Raw genomic sequence first — 14,547 nt, forward strand, 5'->3', positions numbered from 1 at the left:
TATTTTGAGACTTTCTATTTTTTTGCTTTGTGTGTTTATTTTGCTCTTTGTCGGTATTTCATCAGCTATGCCAAATGCCGATTTTGTAGGCGGCGTGGGTTCATTTATCGGCTTTTTTAACAGAGATTTTTTTGGCTCTTTTGGCATTATTTATCCTTTTGCTTTGCTTTATCCTGCGTGGAAAATTTACAAATATCATCATCATTTTAGCTGGAATCTAGGCTCAGGCATTGCTGGTGGGCTGCTGCTATTTCTTTCAGTTCTTTTAGCACTTGCCATGCTAAAACCTAGTTTTGCTGGGCTTTTTGGCGTTTTTGTTTTAGATATTTTAAAAGGCTATATAGGTACGCTTGGTGCGCTGCTTTGCTCTCTTGCTGGCATTATTATAGGCTTTAGCCTTTCTTTTGGCAAAAGGCTTGATACTGTGATACTTGAAGCCTTTGCCAAGGCAAAAAAAGACGCCAAGTCTCTAAAACCAGCTAGCAAGCCTGCTGCACCTGCGCCAAGCACGCAAAATATCATAAAGCCTAGGACTGCTCCAAAAATCAAAAAAGCCAAAAGCACAGATGAACTACAATCATATAAAAACGCCCTAGAAACAAACGAATATAACGAGCAAAATTCTGCTCAAAATTCCGCTGATGAAAAACTAGAATTCCAAGATAAAAATCTAGAATTCCCTAATGAAAAACTAGAATTCCCTAATGAAAATCTAGAATTCCAAGAACAAAAACTAGAATTCCAAAATGAAAATGTAGAATTTCCTAATGAGAATTTAGAATTCCCTGATGAAAACGCCCCAAAAATCACCGCCACCGGCGTAGAAATCCTAAGCGAAGTAGCAGAAAATAAAGAACTTCTAGCCCAAATAGAAAAAGGCCATCAAGAAGCCCCAAAGGACTTTAAACTTCCAAGCCTAGATTTTCTAGCCCAAGCACCAAAAAAGCGCAAAGGCGTAAGCGAGAGCGAGATAGATAGCAAAATCGCTGATTTGCTTGAAAAGCTTCGCAAGTTCAAAATAGACGGAGATGTGATCCGCACATACTCAGGGCCAGTTGTTACTACCTTTGAGTTTAAGCCTGCGCCAAATGTCCCTGTGCGAAAAATCCTAAATCTCCAAGACGATCTAGCCATGGCTTTAAGAGCGCAAACTATACGCATCCAAGCCCCAATCCCAGGCAAAGATGTAGTAGGCATAGAGATACCAAATAGCGATATAGAGACGATTTACCTGCGCGAAGTACTAGAAAGCGAGATTTTTAGCACCGCAAAAAGCGAACTAACAATAGCGCTTGGCAAGGATATAGTTGGCGCGCCTTTTGTAACTGATCTTAAAAAACTACCGCATTTGCTAATTGCAGGCACAACCGGCTCAGGCAAAAGCGTAGGCATAAACGCAATGCTTTTAAGCCTTTTATACCGCAATAGCCCACAAACCCTGCGCCTAATCATGATAGATCCAAAAATGCTGGAGTTTTCAATGTATGAGGGAATTCCACACCTGCTAACGCCAGTCATAACCGAGGCAAAAAAGGCTGTAAATGTGCTAGAAAATCTAGTCTCTGAAATGGAGCGTCGCTACAAGCTCATGGCTGCTAGCAAGACCAAAAACATAGAAAGCTACAACGCAAAAATGAAAGAACAAGGCGAGGCGAGCTTGCCTTTTATCGTAGTTATCATTGATGAGCTAGCTGATCTTATGATGACATCTGGCAAGGATGTGGAGTTTAGCATAGGTCGCCTAGCCCAGATGGCGCGCGCTAGTGGCATACACCTGATAGTAGCCACACAGCGCCCTAGCGTAGATGTAGTAACTGGGCTAATCAAAGCAAACCTGCCAAGCCGCATAAGCTACAGAGTAGGGCAAAAAATAGACAGCAAAGTAATACTAGACCAACTAGGAGCTGAGAGCCTACTGGGGCGTGGAGATATGCTCTTTACACCACCTGGCAGCCCTGGGCTAGTGCGGCTGCACGCGCCATTTGCCAGCGAGGCTGAGATAGAGACTATAGTGGAGTTTTTAAAAGAACAAGGTGAGGCGCTTTATGATGAGAGCTTTTTAAGCGATGGCAAAGATACTAGCGCAGGCTTAGGGGGTAGTGCTAGTGGCGAGGTAGATGAGCTTTTTGAACAGGCAAAAGAAGTGATTTTAAGCGAGAGAAAAACATCTATTAGCTACCTTCAGCGCCGCCTTACCATAGGCTATAATAGAGCTGCAAATATAATCGAACAGCTTCAAAACGCAGGCTTTTTAAGTGAGCCAAATGCTAAGGGACAAAGAGAAATTCTCTAGGAATTCTAGAATTCTCTAGGAATTCTAGAATTCCCTTTTAGAGTGCTTTTTTTCTTTAAGGAATTCTATATATAAAATCACTTAGAAACAATAAAAAACTTAGGGAATTGAAGTTTAGGGATTTTTTTTGGCTTTAAAATCTAGAATTCCTAGAGCATAGGAATTCTAGATTTTTAGCGCAAAAGTTGCTTTAGACAAGTGGATTGAAGTTTTGTGTTTGGACTGCGCCACTATTTAGCATATTCATTTGTTGGCGGATAGTGTTTTGTAGGTTATTTACATTGCTTTGAATGCTATTTGCTACATTTTGGTTTGCTATATTTTGAGCGTTTTGAGTAGAAACTGCGTTTTGCACAGAAGCTGTGCTTTGCGTGTTATTTGCAAAATTAATATTTTGTGTAGCATTTGCACCGTTGTAGTTAGCAAAGTTACTAGCATTTGCGTTTGTAAAGTTATTTAGCGCAGCAGCTGTGTTTTGGCTATATTGCGTTGCGCTATTTTGGTTAAAGTTTAGTGTGTTAGCAAAAGCTGGATTTGTAGAATTTTGCGTATTTGTAGCACTATTTGCGTTCATGTAGTTAGCATTTAGAGCATTTACGCTACTATTTTGTGCTGTTTGATTAGCGTTTTGTTGCGCTTGGTTGGCATTTTGTGTCATTTGCGCTTGGTTAGCGTTTTGCGCTGGATTTGTGTTTATCGCTGCGTTGCGGGCTGCCATTAGGCTAGCTGTATTTTGTAGTGCGGTGATATTTTGATTGCCTAGCGTTGAGCCTTGGTTTTGGATAGCGATATTTTGTAGCACATTTGCGCCTACGCCGTAGTTTGCGCTATTTTGAGTTAGTGAGTTTAGTTGTGCTAGTCTAGCATTTAGCGTTTGGATTTGGCTATTATTTGGATTTTGGCTGTTTTGTGCGCCGTTTATGCTATTTACGCTAGTATTATTGTTCACATAAGCCGCGTTTTGCGTAGAAGCTGCGCTTTGCACAGAAGCTACACTTTGCGAATTTTTGCTTTGATCGCTTGTGCTTGTGCCACTTTGGTTGCTATTATTTGCTTGCATTACATTGTTTTGCATTATAGCAGTTTGAGCTACACTTGCTTGTTGGTTTTGTGCTTGGTCATTCCTTGACATTGGATCGTAGTAGTTGCCTTGATAAGCAAAGCTTGAGTTTAAACCGATTGCCATTTGACACTCCTTGTAAAGATTTTGCCCTGATTTTATCAAAATTTGAGCTAAATTAAGTGAAATTCCTAGCCTTTTATGCGAGCTTTGTAATCAGGCATATGCTTTGAAATAAGGGCGTAAAAGTCCTTGCTGTGATTTGCGTGAACTAGGTGGGCTAGTTCGTGTAAAACGACATATTCTATGAACTCTTTTTTCTTTGTGATTAGATCTAGGCTTAGATTTATGTAGCCTTTGGCTTTGTTGCAGCTACCCCAGCGAGTGCGCATGTGCTTAAAGCTTATGTGATTTATGGGGCGAGCGATAAGTGGGGCAAAGTGCGCGATACTAGCATTTAATAGCTCCTTTGCCTTTTGGTCGCAAAAATGCCTAAAATCAGCCTTGCTAGCTGCTTTTATACTAAAAAGCTCGATGCTAACACCACTTGCATTTTTATCTATGATTAGCTCGTAGCTTAGACCCAGAAATTCTACCTGATTTTCATTTTTTGCGCTATTTTTTGCCTTTATTTTTGCGCTGGTTTTGCGTAGCCATTCTAGGTTTTTTTCTAGGAATTCTAGGATGTGATTTTCTTTAGTGCGAAGTGGGATTGATAGCGAAATTTCGCCACTTTGTCCCACTTTTAAGCGCAGGTATTTAACAGCCTTTTTACTCTCTTTTATCTCAAACTCATAAAACTTCATAGCGCAATTATATCAAGGATTTTTAATTAGTTTATATTTAATGTATATAAAAAATACTCCATAGTCCAAAAAAAGCCTAGGGAATTCTAGAATTCTTTAGAATTCCCTAGAATTCCCTACACTAGCGTTTTATTTTGCCATTTGCGGCTGCGCCAGCGAAGTGTGTTTGCGATAGCTCGCCCCCACTCATCTACGCAAAATCCAGCCCACACACCAACAATGCCAAACTCAAGCACGATACCGCAGATATAGCCCACAGGCAAGCTCACTCCCCACATGAAAATTATCCCCATAATAAAAGGAAATCTCGCATCACCAGTGGCTCTAAGGCTATTTACCATGATGATATTAAAGCCCCTGCCACTTTCAAGTATAAGCGAGAGCGTAAAAAGCGGTCTCATAATGTCTCTAATCTCGCCACTTAAATCAAAAAGATCCATGATTTGCTCTTTAAATATCCAAAAGCCTAGCACTATGACCCAAGTCGTGCCAACGCCGATTTTAAGTGCGTAAAAGGCTTTTTTGTAGGCTTCATCATAGCGTCTGGCTCCCACTAAATGCCCCACTATCACCTCACAGGCCATAGAAACAGAGGTGCAAACAAGAAAAATATAAGTGCTGATTTGAAAATAAATGCTTTGAACGCTTAGGCTAGCAGCGCCAAGTAGCCCAATAAAGGCAAAAGCCACCATATACTGACCAAACCAAAGTAAATTCTCGCCTGCGCTTGGCAAGCCAACTTTTAAGATTTTGCTAACAACGCTTAAAGTAAGCTTAAAAAATAAGCCCAAATGTATATGAACTTTTGCTTTGTAAATAAGAAAAAATATTAGCAGCAAAAGCCCGCTAAAATGCGCTACAATAGCGACCATAGCCACAGCTTTTAGCCCCAGGCTCTCTTCATTTAGCCCCAAAAATGAAAGAAAGCCAAGCACATAAGCATTGCCAAGTAGCACGATAGCGTTTGTGATGAGTGAGACTATGACTATATAATTTGCCATGTTTTTTACACGCAAAATGCTAGCTACAACGATGCCAATACCAGCTAAAAAAAGTGCCAAACACATGTAGTGTAAATACTCATAAGCATCTTTAAAAATCTCATCTGGCACATTTAGTAGTGCTAAAACTTCTTTTGTAAAAAAATAAATAAAAGCTGTGCTAACAAGCCCTAAAAAAGCATTTAGCGTGATTGAAATATGAATTGCCCGCAAAGCTAAATTTGCGTTTTTTGCGCCTAGACTTTGGGCTACTACAACAGAACAGCCAATAGATAAAAAGCTAAAAATTGTGATAAATAGCGTAAATACTTGATTTCCAGCGCTCATGGCTCCTACAAGTAGAACATTTACATGCGCCACCATAAAGACATTTAGCGTCACACTAAGCGTTTTTAGTGCCATATCAAAGAAAATTGGCAGGGCTAGTGAGCGCAAAGACAGCTCTTTTGCTTTTGTATTTTTGCTTATTTCCATAAGCAAAATTCTAGCAGAATTCTTAAAGATTTTAGTTAGGAATTCTAGAATTTTATAGGTTTTTTAAATTTTAAAAGATATAATAAGAAATTTTAATCTTTTAATAAAATTTATAAAAAAAGGAACAATTATGGCTCTAATTGACCTTATTGATGTATCAAAGCGTTTTGGCGATAAAGTGGTGCTAGATAATGTAAATTTCAGCATAAACGCAAAAGAACGCATAGCAATCATCGGCAAAAACGGCGATGGTAAAAGTACGCTAATGAATATAATCTCACAAAGCCTAGCCCCAGATGCTGGCAGGGTGATAAAAGAAGGTGGAATTAGCGTGCAAATGCTAAGCCAGACGCCAAAATTTGATGATAGCTTTGATGTAAGAGCCGCCCTAAAACACGAGCTAAAAGATATCTACGCTGCTAGAAGCGAATACGAAGAACTAATGCTAAAAATGGCTATAAATCCAGATGATAAAGAACTCCACGCTCGTCAAGATGAGCTAGGAAGGTTTATTGAGAGCAAAGAAGGCTGGAATATAGAAAATAAAGTAGAACGCGTGCTTGATAGCTTTGCTTTGCGTGAGTTTGAGCATAGGCTGATAGCCTCTCTTAGCGGTGGAGAGATCCGTAGAGTTGCCCTTGGTGCCTTAATTCTTAAAAAGCCTGATATTCTTTTGCTTGATGAGCCCACAAACCACCTTGATGTTTATATGGTGCGTTTTTTGGAAGAACTTTTGCTTGGGCAAAATCAAACTATGATTTTTATAAGCCACGATAGATATTTTATAGACAATCTTGCCACTCGCTCAGTAGAGCTTGATGGTGGAAAGCTAACATTTTTTGATGGTGGATATGCTAATTACCTGGATAAAAAAGAACAAATTCTAGCCTCAGCACTAAAAAGCCACGATACCTTGCTAAAACAGCTAAAAGCAGAAGAAGAGTGGCTGAGGCGCGGCGTGCGTGGTAGGCTAAAGCGAAATGAGGGCAGAAAAGAGCGCATACTCTCAATGCGAGAACAAGCCAAAAAAAATCCTGGCATAATCCGCAAAGTAAAGCTAGAGCTTGAGAGGGCAACAAAAAGCTTTAATCAAGGTGGGCTAAACCAAAACCGCAAAAAAATGCTCTTTGAGTGTGAAAATCTAGCAAAAAGTATGGATGGCAAGCTGCTTTTTAACGGCTTTAATGCTAGGGTGCTTCAAGGTGAGCGTATCGGCATCGTAGGGCCTAATGGCTCTGGCAAAACCACCTTGCTAAAAATTTTGCTCGGGCAGATCGCCCCTGATAGTGGCGTGCTAAAAAAAGGCGATATTCGCATAGGGTATTTTGACCAGCACCGCACAAATATAGATGAAGAAAAAAGCCTTATAGAAAACTTCTGTCCAAATGGAGGCGATCATATCAGCGTAAAGGGTCGTAGCTTGCATGTTTATGGCTATCTTAAAAACTTCTTGTTTCCAAAAGAGTTTTTAGACAAGCCAGTAAGCACGCTAAGTGGTGGCGAGAAAAACCGCCTAAGCCTTGCAAAACTCTTTACCGGCGAGTTTGACTGCCTTATCCTTGATGAGCCTACAAACGACCTTGATATCGCTACTATAAATATACTTGAAGAGTATTTGCTAAGCTTTGAGGGAGCAATCTTAATAGTAAGTCATGACCGCTACTTTGTAGATAAAATCACAAACAAGCTCTGGGCGTATGAAAATGGCTCAATCAGCCAGCTTGTCATGGAGTATAGCGAGTATCTTGAGTACGAAGAAGAAATGAAGCAAATAAACGCAATCGAGAGTGAAATAAGCGCAAATGATGAGAGCCTAGCAGAACCAGCCAAGAAAAAAACAGCCAAGCTAAGCTACAAACAACAGCAAATTCTAGACAAGCACCCTGAGAAAATCGAGGCAATAGAGGCTAGAATAGCTGAGCTAAACCATGCTTTAAGCGATCCAAAAATATATCAAGAAATAGGGCTTCAAGCTTTGTTTGAAGAACTAGAAGACAAAAAAGGCGAGCTAGGAATTTTAGAAAAAGAATACTACGAGGTGCTAGAGTTTGCGCAAAATCTAAACTCATAAAAATCTAGAATTCCTTAGGAATTCTAGATTTGTAGTGAATTTTCATTTAGGAATTCTAGAATTTAGGAATTCTAGAATTCCTAGAGTAAAAAATAAGTGAATTTTCAAAAAGACCCCTTTTTTTAATATTAAACTAAGCTTAAAGAGATATAATTTCAGTATCAAAATAAAAATTTACCCTGAAAGGATGAAATAATGGGAAAATTCGTAAATGATGTAAAGGGCTTTTTTGACTTTTGCGACAAAAACGAAGTTAAGTTTGTAAGCTTCCGCTTTACTGATATAAAGGGTATGTGGCATCACATGAGCTACAACCTAAGTGCGCTAAATGAAGAAAGCTTTACTGATGGCATTGCCTTTGATGGCAGCAGCATTGATGCGTGGCAGCCGATTGATAAAAGCGATATGATTTTAAAGCCAGATATTGAAACTGCGTTTTTAGATCCATTTACAGCTGATATGACTGTGGTTGTAATCTGCGATGTTTATGATGTTTATAAGGGGCAAATGTATGAAAAATGCCCTCGTTCAATTGCCAAAAAAGCCATCGCGCATTTAAAAAGTTGCGGCCTAGCTGATACTGTGTATGTGGGCTGTGAAAATGAGTTTTTTGTCTTTGATGATGTTAGAATTTTTGATAGTCCAAATCACGCTGGCTTTGAGCTAGATACCGAAGAGGGCGAGTGGAACGATACTAAACGCTACAAAGACGGCTTTAATAGCGGTCATCGCCCAAGAGCAAAAGGTGGATATTTTCCAGTTCAGCCGATTGATACAATGGTAGATTTAAGGGCTGAAATGGTAAATGTGCTAAATCAAATAGGAATTGAAACCTTTATAAATCACCACGAAGTAGCCCAAGCCCAAGGCGAAATCGGCGTGAAGTTTAGCACGCTAATAGAAGCTGCTGATAATGTGCAAATCTACAAATATGTAGTAAAAATGGTAGCGCATTTAAATGGTAAAACTGCTACTTTCATGCCAAAGCCACTTTATGGAGATAATGGTAGCGGCATGCATGTGCATAACTCGCTTTGGAAAGATGGTAAAAATTTATTTTACGAAGAGGGCGGATATGCCGGACTTAGCGATATCGCGCGCTGGTATATAGGTGGCGTTCTTGCTCACGCAAGGGCAATCGCAGCCTTTACAAACGCTAGCACAAACAGCTACAAACGCCTAATCCCAGGCTTTGAAGCACCAAATATCCTAACCTACTCATGCCAAAACCGCTCAGCAAGCGTGCGCATCCCTTATGGTAGCAGTAATAAAAGCACCAGAGCAGAGTTTAGATTTCCAGATGCGACAAGCTGTCCTTATCTAGCCTTTGCAGCACTTTTGCTTGGGGGGCTTGATGGTATCCGCAAAAAAACAGAGCCAGTAGGGCCTATGGATGAAAATCTATTTAAACTAACGCTTGATGAGATTAGAGAGCGTGGAATAGAGCAGTTTCCACACACCTTGCGTGGTAGCCTAGAAGCACTTATTAGAGATAATGAGTTTTTGGCCCCTGCGATGAGCAATGAGTTTATCCAAACTTACCAACACTATAAGTTTGAAACCCAAGTTTGGCCGTATGAAGAGCGTCCAACTCCATTTGAGTTTAAAAGCGTATTTAGCTGCTAGCTGCGGATAATTTGTCTAGGAATTCTGGAATTTTGCTAGGGAATTCTAGAATTCCCTAGACAAACTTCATATAGGAATTCTAGAATTCCCTAGACAAACTTCATATAGGAATTCTAGATTTTGCCTAGATTTTTACTAGGAATTCTAGAATTCCCTAGCTTTTTATTATTTTATATCAGCGATTTTTTGAGAGAATTTTATTTTTTGATTTTCTTGGATATTAAAGTTTAGTAGCCCTTTTTGAGCGATTATTACAATGCTAGAACCAAGCTCAAAACAGCCCAAAGGCTCGCCCTTGCTAAAATGCTTGTTTTCATACTCATACACGCTAGGACCAAGATTTGCATTTGTTTGTATGCGCTCATCGCAAAATATCTTTATTTTTCCAACATTTAAAGCCCCTACAAACACCAGCCAAAAGAGCTTTTCTCCACTTTTACAGCGCAGCACTACACGCTCGTTTTTAGCGTATAGATTTGAGATTTTTGCTAGGTATTTTGGAGCCACACTATAAAGCTCGCCGCTTTCATAAACAGCACTTAAAAGCTCAAAATCACAAGGCGCGTGAAAATTGTGATAGTCCCTTGGGCTAAGGTAAAGGTTAGCATAATCAAAGCCCCCATCAAGCTCGCTCTCATCACAAGCGCTAGATAAAAGCTCTTTTGGGCTATAAGTGTGATTTTTTATGCTAAAAGCCTGCCCTTCAAAACCCTTGCCACAATAAAGCACCAGTCCATCACAAGGGCTGATAAAACCATCATCTAGCTTTCTAGGGTTTTTTAAAGTGCGTGTAAAAAGCGCAGTTAGGCTCTCATACTCGCCGCAGTCTCTAAACTCGCTAAAATCTATACCAAACATCTTAGCATAGCTTTTATTTATGATATTTTGTATAGTTTTTGGAAATTTTATGCTAGCAAAAGATCCAAAAGCTCTAGAAATTATATTATTTATCATTTAGGCGTTCTTGGGATAAGGTTTAGTACTACTATTTCATTGTTTGAGAGTATTCTCATCGGTGGCCCCCAAAAGCCTGCGCCAGAGCTTACCACTAGCTTTGTTCGTGGGGTGATGTCGCTCTCTCCATATATATAGCCTTGTGCTGCCCACACAAGCAGTGAAAATGGAAAAATCTGTCCAGCGTGCGTGTGTCCGCTAAGCACTAGCGAGATATTATTTAGCTCATCAAAGCTTAGTAGCGATAGGCTTTTTGGCTGATGAGAGAGCAGTATAGTAGGCTTTGAGCGGTTCACATCTGCTAGAGCTTTTAGTGGATTTGGCTCCATGCCAAAGTTTGCACCTTGAAGATCGCTAAGTCCTGCTATATTTATACTCTCAAGCTCTACTGAGCTATTGTCTATTATCTTTATGCCAAGCTCAGAGATTTTTTCAAAAATTCCTTCTATACCGTGATAAAACTCATGGTTTCCACTTACAAAAAAGGCCTGAGCCTTAAGGTTTTTAAAAGGCTCTGCGATATCACCAAGCCTATAAGCCTTTGTATCTATGAAATCACCTACTATAAAAACCATCTCAGGATTTTCTTTATTTATTAGCTCTACTACCTTTTGGGCGTGTTTGAGTCCTAAAAAATTGCCAAGATGTACATCGCTTATCATGACAGCTCGCAGACTTTTTTCTAGTCCTGCTATTTCTATATTACGCTCTTTAACTTTTAAAGTAGAAGCATTATACGCCCCAAAGCCGATATAACAAACTAGCAAACAAAGCACTAGCGTGTCATAAACCATGCGGATATTTTGGCGGCTTTTGTTTTTGCGAGAAGCAAAAAACGCCCCAAGTAAATCTCCAAGCCCAAGCACACAAAAAGCCATAAAAGAAAAGCCAATAGCATAAACGCTAAGAGAATAAGCCATGCTATTTGAGCTAGTCCAATGAAAGAAAAATGCTAACTCACAGCTAAAAAGTAGGGTAAAAATAAAAAGCAAAACCACATTAAGTCGCTTAAATAAAGCATTTTTACATAGACTTTTATAAGAGTAGAGATTAAAAAGAAAAAAGATAATAGAGCCAATTATGCTAAAAAATGTCAATTTCTGGCCTTTATAAGAGCTTCTAGTTTTGAGTAGATTTCTAAAATTTCTGCTTTTTTGCTAACAAAACTTAGTTTGTTTGCGATTAGGTAGGCTGAGCTTTTCATTATTTCCTCACAAGGTGCAAGCCCATTTTGGCGCATAGTATCGCCTGTTTCTACGATGTCTACTATGCAATCAGCTAAATTTACAAGAGGTGCTAGCTCAACTGAGCCATAAAGATGAATTATTTTTACAGGCACAGCCTTTGCGCTAAAATATTTTTGTGTGATATTATCTAAACTTGTAGCTACTCTTAGCTCGCTAGTTTTGTTATAATCAATTTGTTCGCCACCTATTGTCCCAACACAAACCTTACAATGCCCCAAATCTAGATCAAGCAGGCGCAAAACATCGCTACCGTGTTCTTCAAGTACATCAAGCCCAACCACACCAAGGTCAGCTGCCCCGCCCATAACATAAGTATCGATGTCTTGATTTCGCACCATTAAAAACTCAAAATCATCCTTAACAAGCTTTAATTTTCTATCTTCAAACTCAAAGCTGCCGCCAAAAATTTGCGAAAATGCATTCAAAGTCTCTTTTGCTATGCGACCCTTTGGCAGTGCGATTTTTAGCATAAATTCTCCTCTTTTAAAAGCTTTATCATACCATCAAAAACTAGGTTTTTATTATATATTGACCCTTCAAAAAAACGGCTTAAAAAGGCTCCATTTCCACCTGTAAAATATATATTCTTACCACCACTTAGTTCGTTTATTATTGCTACTGCGCTTTTTACTACAGCGTAGCTAATAGCATCATTTGTGTTTTGTGGTATGGTATCAAGCGAGATATTTGTATTTAGTGTGAATTTTAAGGTTGGACTAATGCTCTCATAAGCCCTAGCAAAAGCCTCAAGCCCTGGCAAAATCGTCCCACCTAGATGTATGCCATTGTGCATTATATCAATGGTAGTTGCTGAGCCACTATCTACTACTACGCCACTTTCCACGCTGTAGCAAGCAAAGGCTCTATCTACGCCAAGTCCTGTATAAGTGCTGCGAAATTTAATTTTCTTAGCTAGATTTACAAAACTAGCATTTACTTTAACAGACGGATTTACATTTATGTAGTATAGCACTTCATCAGGGCGATATACTTTAAACTCTTCAAAGCTTAAAGTGCGTATTTTGCCATTTTCGTTAATATGGACATTTGTATTTCCAATATCACATAAAATCATAAAATTTCCAATTTTTTTTAAATTCTTCGTGCTTTAAAACCTTTGAACAAATAGGCGAGTTATAAAATAGCACTCGTTTTTTTACTACTATACCTAGTTTTGAAGCTATTTTTTCGCTTAGTTCATTAAGGAATTCTAGATCTTTTAGCACAAATCTAGATTTTGCATTACGGATAAAAACAAAGGTGTGAAACGAACTCTCATCAATACCATAAATAAGCTCATAATTTCGCTTTGCGCTAAAAGCCTTAAAATCAAGGCTTTTAGTATTTTTTAATAAAAGTTTTTGTCCGCTAAAAAGTAAAGAGATAAAATTATTCATTACTCTATGTTAATCATTTTATTATCATAATAAAACGCATTTGATGAAGCAAAGCTTTTATCTGTTATTTCGCTAGCTTTTAGAATGCGTTCGTTGCCTAGATTTAAGTCTGTTTCTATGATATAGCCTGTTTTTTCAAAGATATATAGCTTATCTCCACGAGCGATAATATTTGAAAAAATCGCAAATTTAAACTCACGCTTATTAATCTCTCTAAGATTTAGATCATATACTTTAATAAAGCCGTTTTTAAGTAGAACATAAATGCGCCCATTATGCAGCTTGATATCTTTTATCTGTTCGGCTATTGTGGTGGTGCGATCAGGGCTGATAGAGAGAATTCTGGTCCCAGATGCAGCATAGAGATAGTCGCCTTCTACATCTAGATAGATGATATTGTTAAAGAAATTCTCACTACTTACCACAGCATCACGCACTATAGTACCGCTGTCTTTTTGCACTATCATTACCTTACCATCAAGCGTAGGATATACAATAATGGTATTTAAAAACACAGGCGCAGCTGTCCTAGCATCTTGCGCGTAGCTTGCGCCACTTGCGTATTCTAAAATAACTTCATTTGTATCTATCAAAAGCAAGTAGATTTTATTTGCCGCACTTAGTGCTGCTAGGCGGTTGCCCTCTATAGAGGCTGAGACTATTGCCTCATCAAACTGATGTTCAAAAACCAGTGCAGAGCCTTGGCGGATCGTTAGTTTGCCCTCGATTGTAGAACTTACATCCTGCCCCTCATACGAGCCAAGAAAATACTCATTAGCACTTAGGGCTTTACTTTGGAGGCCATTTTGCGTGATTAGAGTGCCATTTGAGAGCGTAGCACCATTGCGTGTAGAGTGCTTTATGCTAGCATTTAGACTTGAGATTTTAGCATCACCACTTATATTTGTTGGCTCAAAATACTGCCTTTTTGTAGAACAAGCACTAAAAACTAGTGCAAAAATTGCTAAAAAGATTAAATTTTTCATTGTTTTATCCCTTGATAATGTTCTAGATTTTTACTAATTTCTTTTAAACTAGAATTCTCTGGAATTTTAGAGAATTCTAGTTTAGCAGCGTCAAATTTAGCATTTTTTAACTCTTTAAAGCCAGAGATTAAAGTCTCATAATCGCCCATTAAAGCTACATTTTCGCCCTTGCTAGCTAGTAAGATTTGGCGCAGATTTTCATCTTTTATATTATTTAAAGCACGATCTATTAAAGCCGTGCTATTATTTTCTTTTGCTTGCCCGAGAGCAAAAAGAGCAAAAAGATTGATATTTGCTTTTTCTAGTTCGTTTTGCAAGGCAGTATCAGTTGGATTTGCCAAAAGCTTGCTAAAAAGGGCATTGTTTGCTTTTATGTTGTTTTGTTCTATCAAATGAGCTACGCTAAAGTAGATTATAGCTAGTATGCCAATAACTACTATTGCTATGATTTTACCCTTGTGTTTTCTAGCAAAACGCTCACCTGCGATTGCTTGAGTTAGGATTTGTTCTTGGGTGCTTAAGCCTTCTTTTATATACTCTAGATTATCATTAGCCAAATTTCGTCCTTTAAATAAAGTGATTTTAACCTGCACATTGTAGCATAAATATTTTAAAATTACTTTATAAAGATC

The 14,547-nt window shown here is 38.7% G+C and carries 13 protein-coding genes; 3 read left to right on the forward strand and 10 right to left on the reverse strand.

Annotated features, from left to right (window positions below; genetic code table 11):
- Window positions 1-4 precede the first annotated feature (4 nt).
- Entirely contained in the window at window positions 5-2,293 is a 2,289-nt protein-coding gene (locus PTQ34_RS03485; protein WP_449727696.1) for a DNA translocase FtsK 4TM domain-containing protein, read from the forward strand.
- Between the two features lie 190 nt (window positions 2,294-2,483).
- Here PTQ34_RS03485 and PTQ34_RS03490 read toward each other — a convergent pair whose 3' ends face one another.
- From PTQ34_RS03490 to PTQ34_RS03500, 3 genes are all read right to left on the reverse strand, one after another.
- Window positions 2,484-3,479 (reverse strand): hypothetical protein, encoded by a 996-nt coding sequence (locus PTQ34_RS03490; protein ID WP_273932139.1) that lies wholly within the window; start codon window positions 3,477-3,479, stop codon window positions 2,484-2,486.
- 65 nt (window positions 3,480-3,544) lie between these two features.
- A complete protein-coding gene (locus PTQ34_RS03495) occupies window positions 3,545-4,159 on the reverse strand; it encodes a M48 family metallopeptidase (protein WP_273932140.1) in 615 nt (204 codons plus the stop codon).
- A gap of 116 nt (window positions 4,160-4,275) precedes the next feature.
- Window positions 4,276-5,634 (reverse strand): MATE family efflux transporter, encoded by a 1,359-nt coding sequence (locus PTQ34_RS03500; protein ID WP_273932141.1) that lies wholly within the window; start codon window positions 5,632-5,634, stop codon window positions 4,276-4,278.
- A gap of 130 nt (window positions 5,635-5,764) precedes the next feature.
- Here PTQ34_RS03500 and abc-f point away from each other — a divergent pair, with 130 nt between their 5' ends.
- Window positions 5,765-7,705, forward strand: coding sequence for a ribosomal protection-like ABC-F family protein (abc-f, locus tag PTQ34_RS03505; RefSeq protein WP_273932142.1), 1,941 nt, complete (start codon window positions 5,765-5,767; stop codon window positions 7,703-7,705).
- Between the two features lie 195 nt (window positions 7,706-7,900).
- Window positions 7,901-9,331 (forward strand): type I glutamate--ammonia ligase, encoded by a 1,431-nt coding sequence (glnA, locus tag PTQ34_RS03510; protein ID WP_273929865.1) that lies wholly within the window; start codon window positions 7,901-7,903, stop codon window positions 9,329-9,331.
- Between the two features lie 165 nt (window positions 9,332-9,496).
- Here the strand turns inward: glnA and PTQ34_RS03515 are convergent, their stop codons facing one another.
- From PTQ34_RS03515 to PTQ34_RS03545, 7 genes are read right to left on the reverse strand one after another with little or no spacing between them, the layout of a single operon-like run.
- On the reverse strand, window positions 9,497-10,285 hold the full coding sequence (locus PTQ34_RS03515) for a phosphatidylserine decarboxylase (RefSeq protein ID WP_273932143.1): 789 nt from the start codon (window positions 10,283-10,285) through the stop codon (window positions 9,497-9,499).
- Entirely contained in the window at window positions 10,282-11,382 is a 1,101-nt protein-coding gene (locus PTQ34_RS03520; protein WP_273932144.1) for a metallophosphoesterase, read from the reverse strand. Before PTQ34_RS03520 ends, PTQ34_RS03515 begins: the two co-directional genes overlap by 4 nt.
- Window positions 11,379-12,002, reverse strand: coding sequence for an ATP phosphoribosyltransferase (gene hisG / locus PTQ34_RS03525; protein WP_273929862.1), 624 nt, complete (start codon window positions 12,000-12,002; stop codon window positions 11,379-11,381). The genes PTQ34_RS03520 and hisG overlap by 4 nt, the downstream gene beginning before the upstream one ends.
- Window positions 11,996-12,607 (reverse strand): type III pantothenate kinase, encoded by a 612-nt coding sequence (locus tag PTQ34_RS03530; RefSeq protein ID WP_273932145.1) that lies wholly within the window; start codon window positions 12,605-12,607, stop codon window positions 11,996-11,998. The genes hisG and PTQ34_RS03530 overlap by 7 nt, the downstream gene beginning before the upstream one ends.
- A complete protein-coding gene (locus PTQ34_RS03535) occupies window positions 12,594-12,929 on the reverse strand; it encodes a hypothetical protein (RefSeq protein ID WP_273932146.1) in 336 nt (111 codons plus the stop codon). The genes PTQ34_RS03530 and PTQ34_RS03535 overlap by 14 nt, the downstream gene beginning before the upstream one ends.
- Complete coding sequence (locus tag PTQ34_RS03540; protein WP_273932147.1) at window positions 12,929-13,915, reverse strand: L-seryl-tRNA selenium transferase; 987 nt, start codon at window positions 13,913-13,915, stop codon at window positions 12,929-12,931. The genes PTQ34_RS03535 and PTQ34_RS03540 overlap by 1 nt, the downstream gene beginning before the upstream one ends.
- Complete coding sequence (locus PTQ34_RS03545; protein WP_273932148.1) at window positions 13,912-14,472, reverse strand: hypothetical protein; 561 nt, start codon at window positions 14,470-14,472, stop codon at window positions 13,912-13,914. The genes PTQ34_RS03540 and PTQ34_RS03545 overlap by 4 nt, the downstream gene beginning before the upstream one ends.
- Window positions 14,473-14,547: the final 75 nt, after the last annotated feature.

This window comes from Campylobacter magnus (assembly GCF_028649595.1).
GTDB lineage: Bacteria > Campylobacterota > Campylobacteria > Campylobacterales > Campylobacteraceae > Campylobacter > Campylobacter magnus.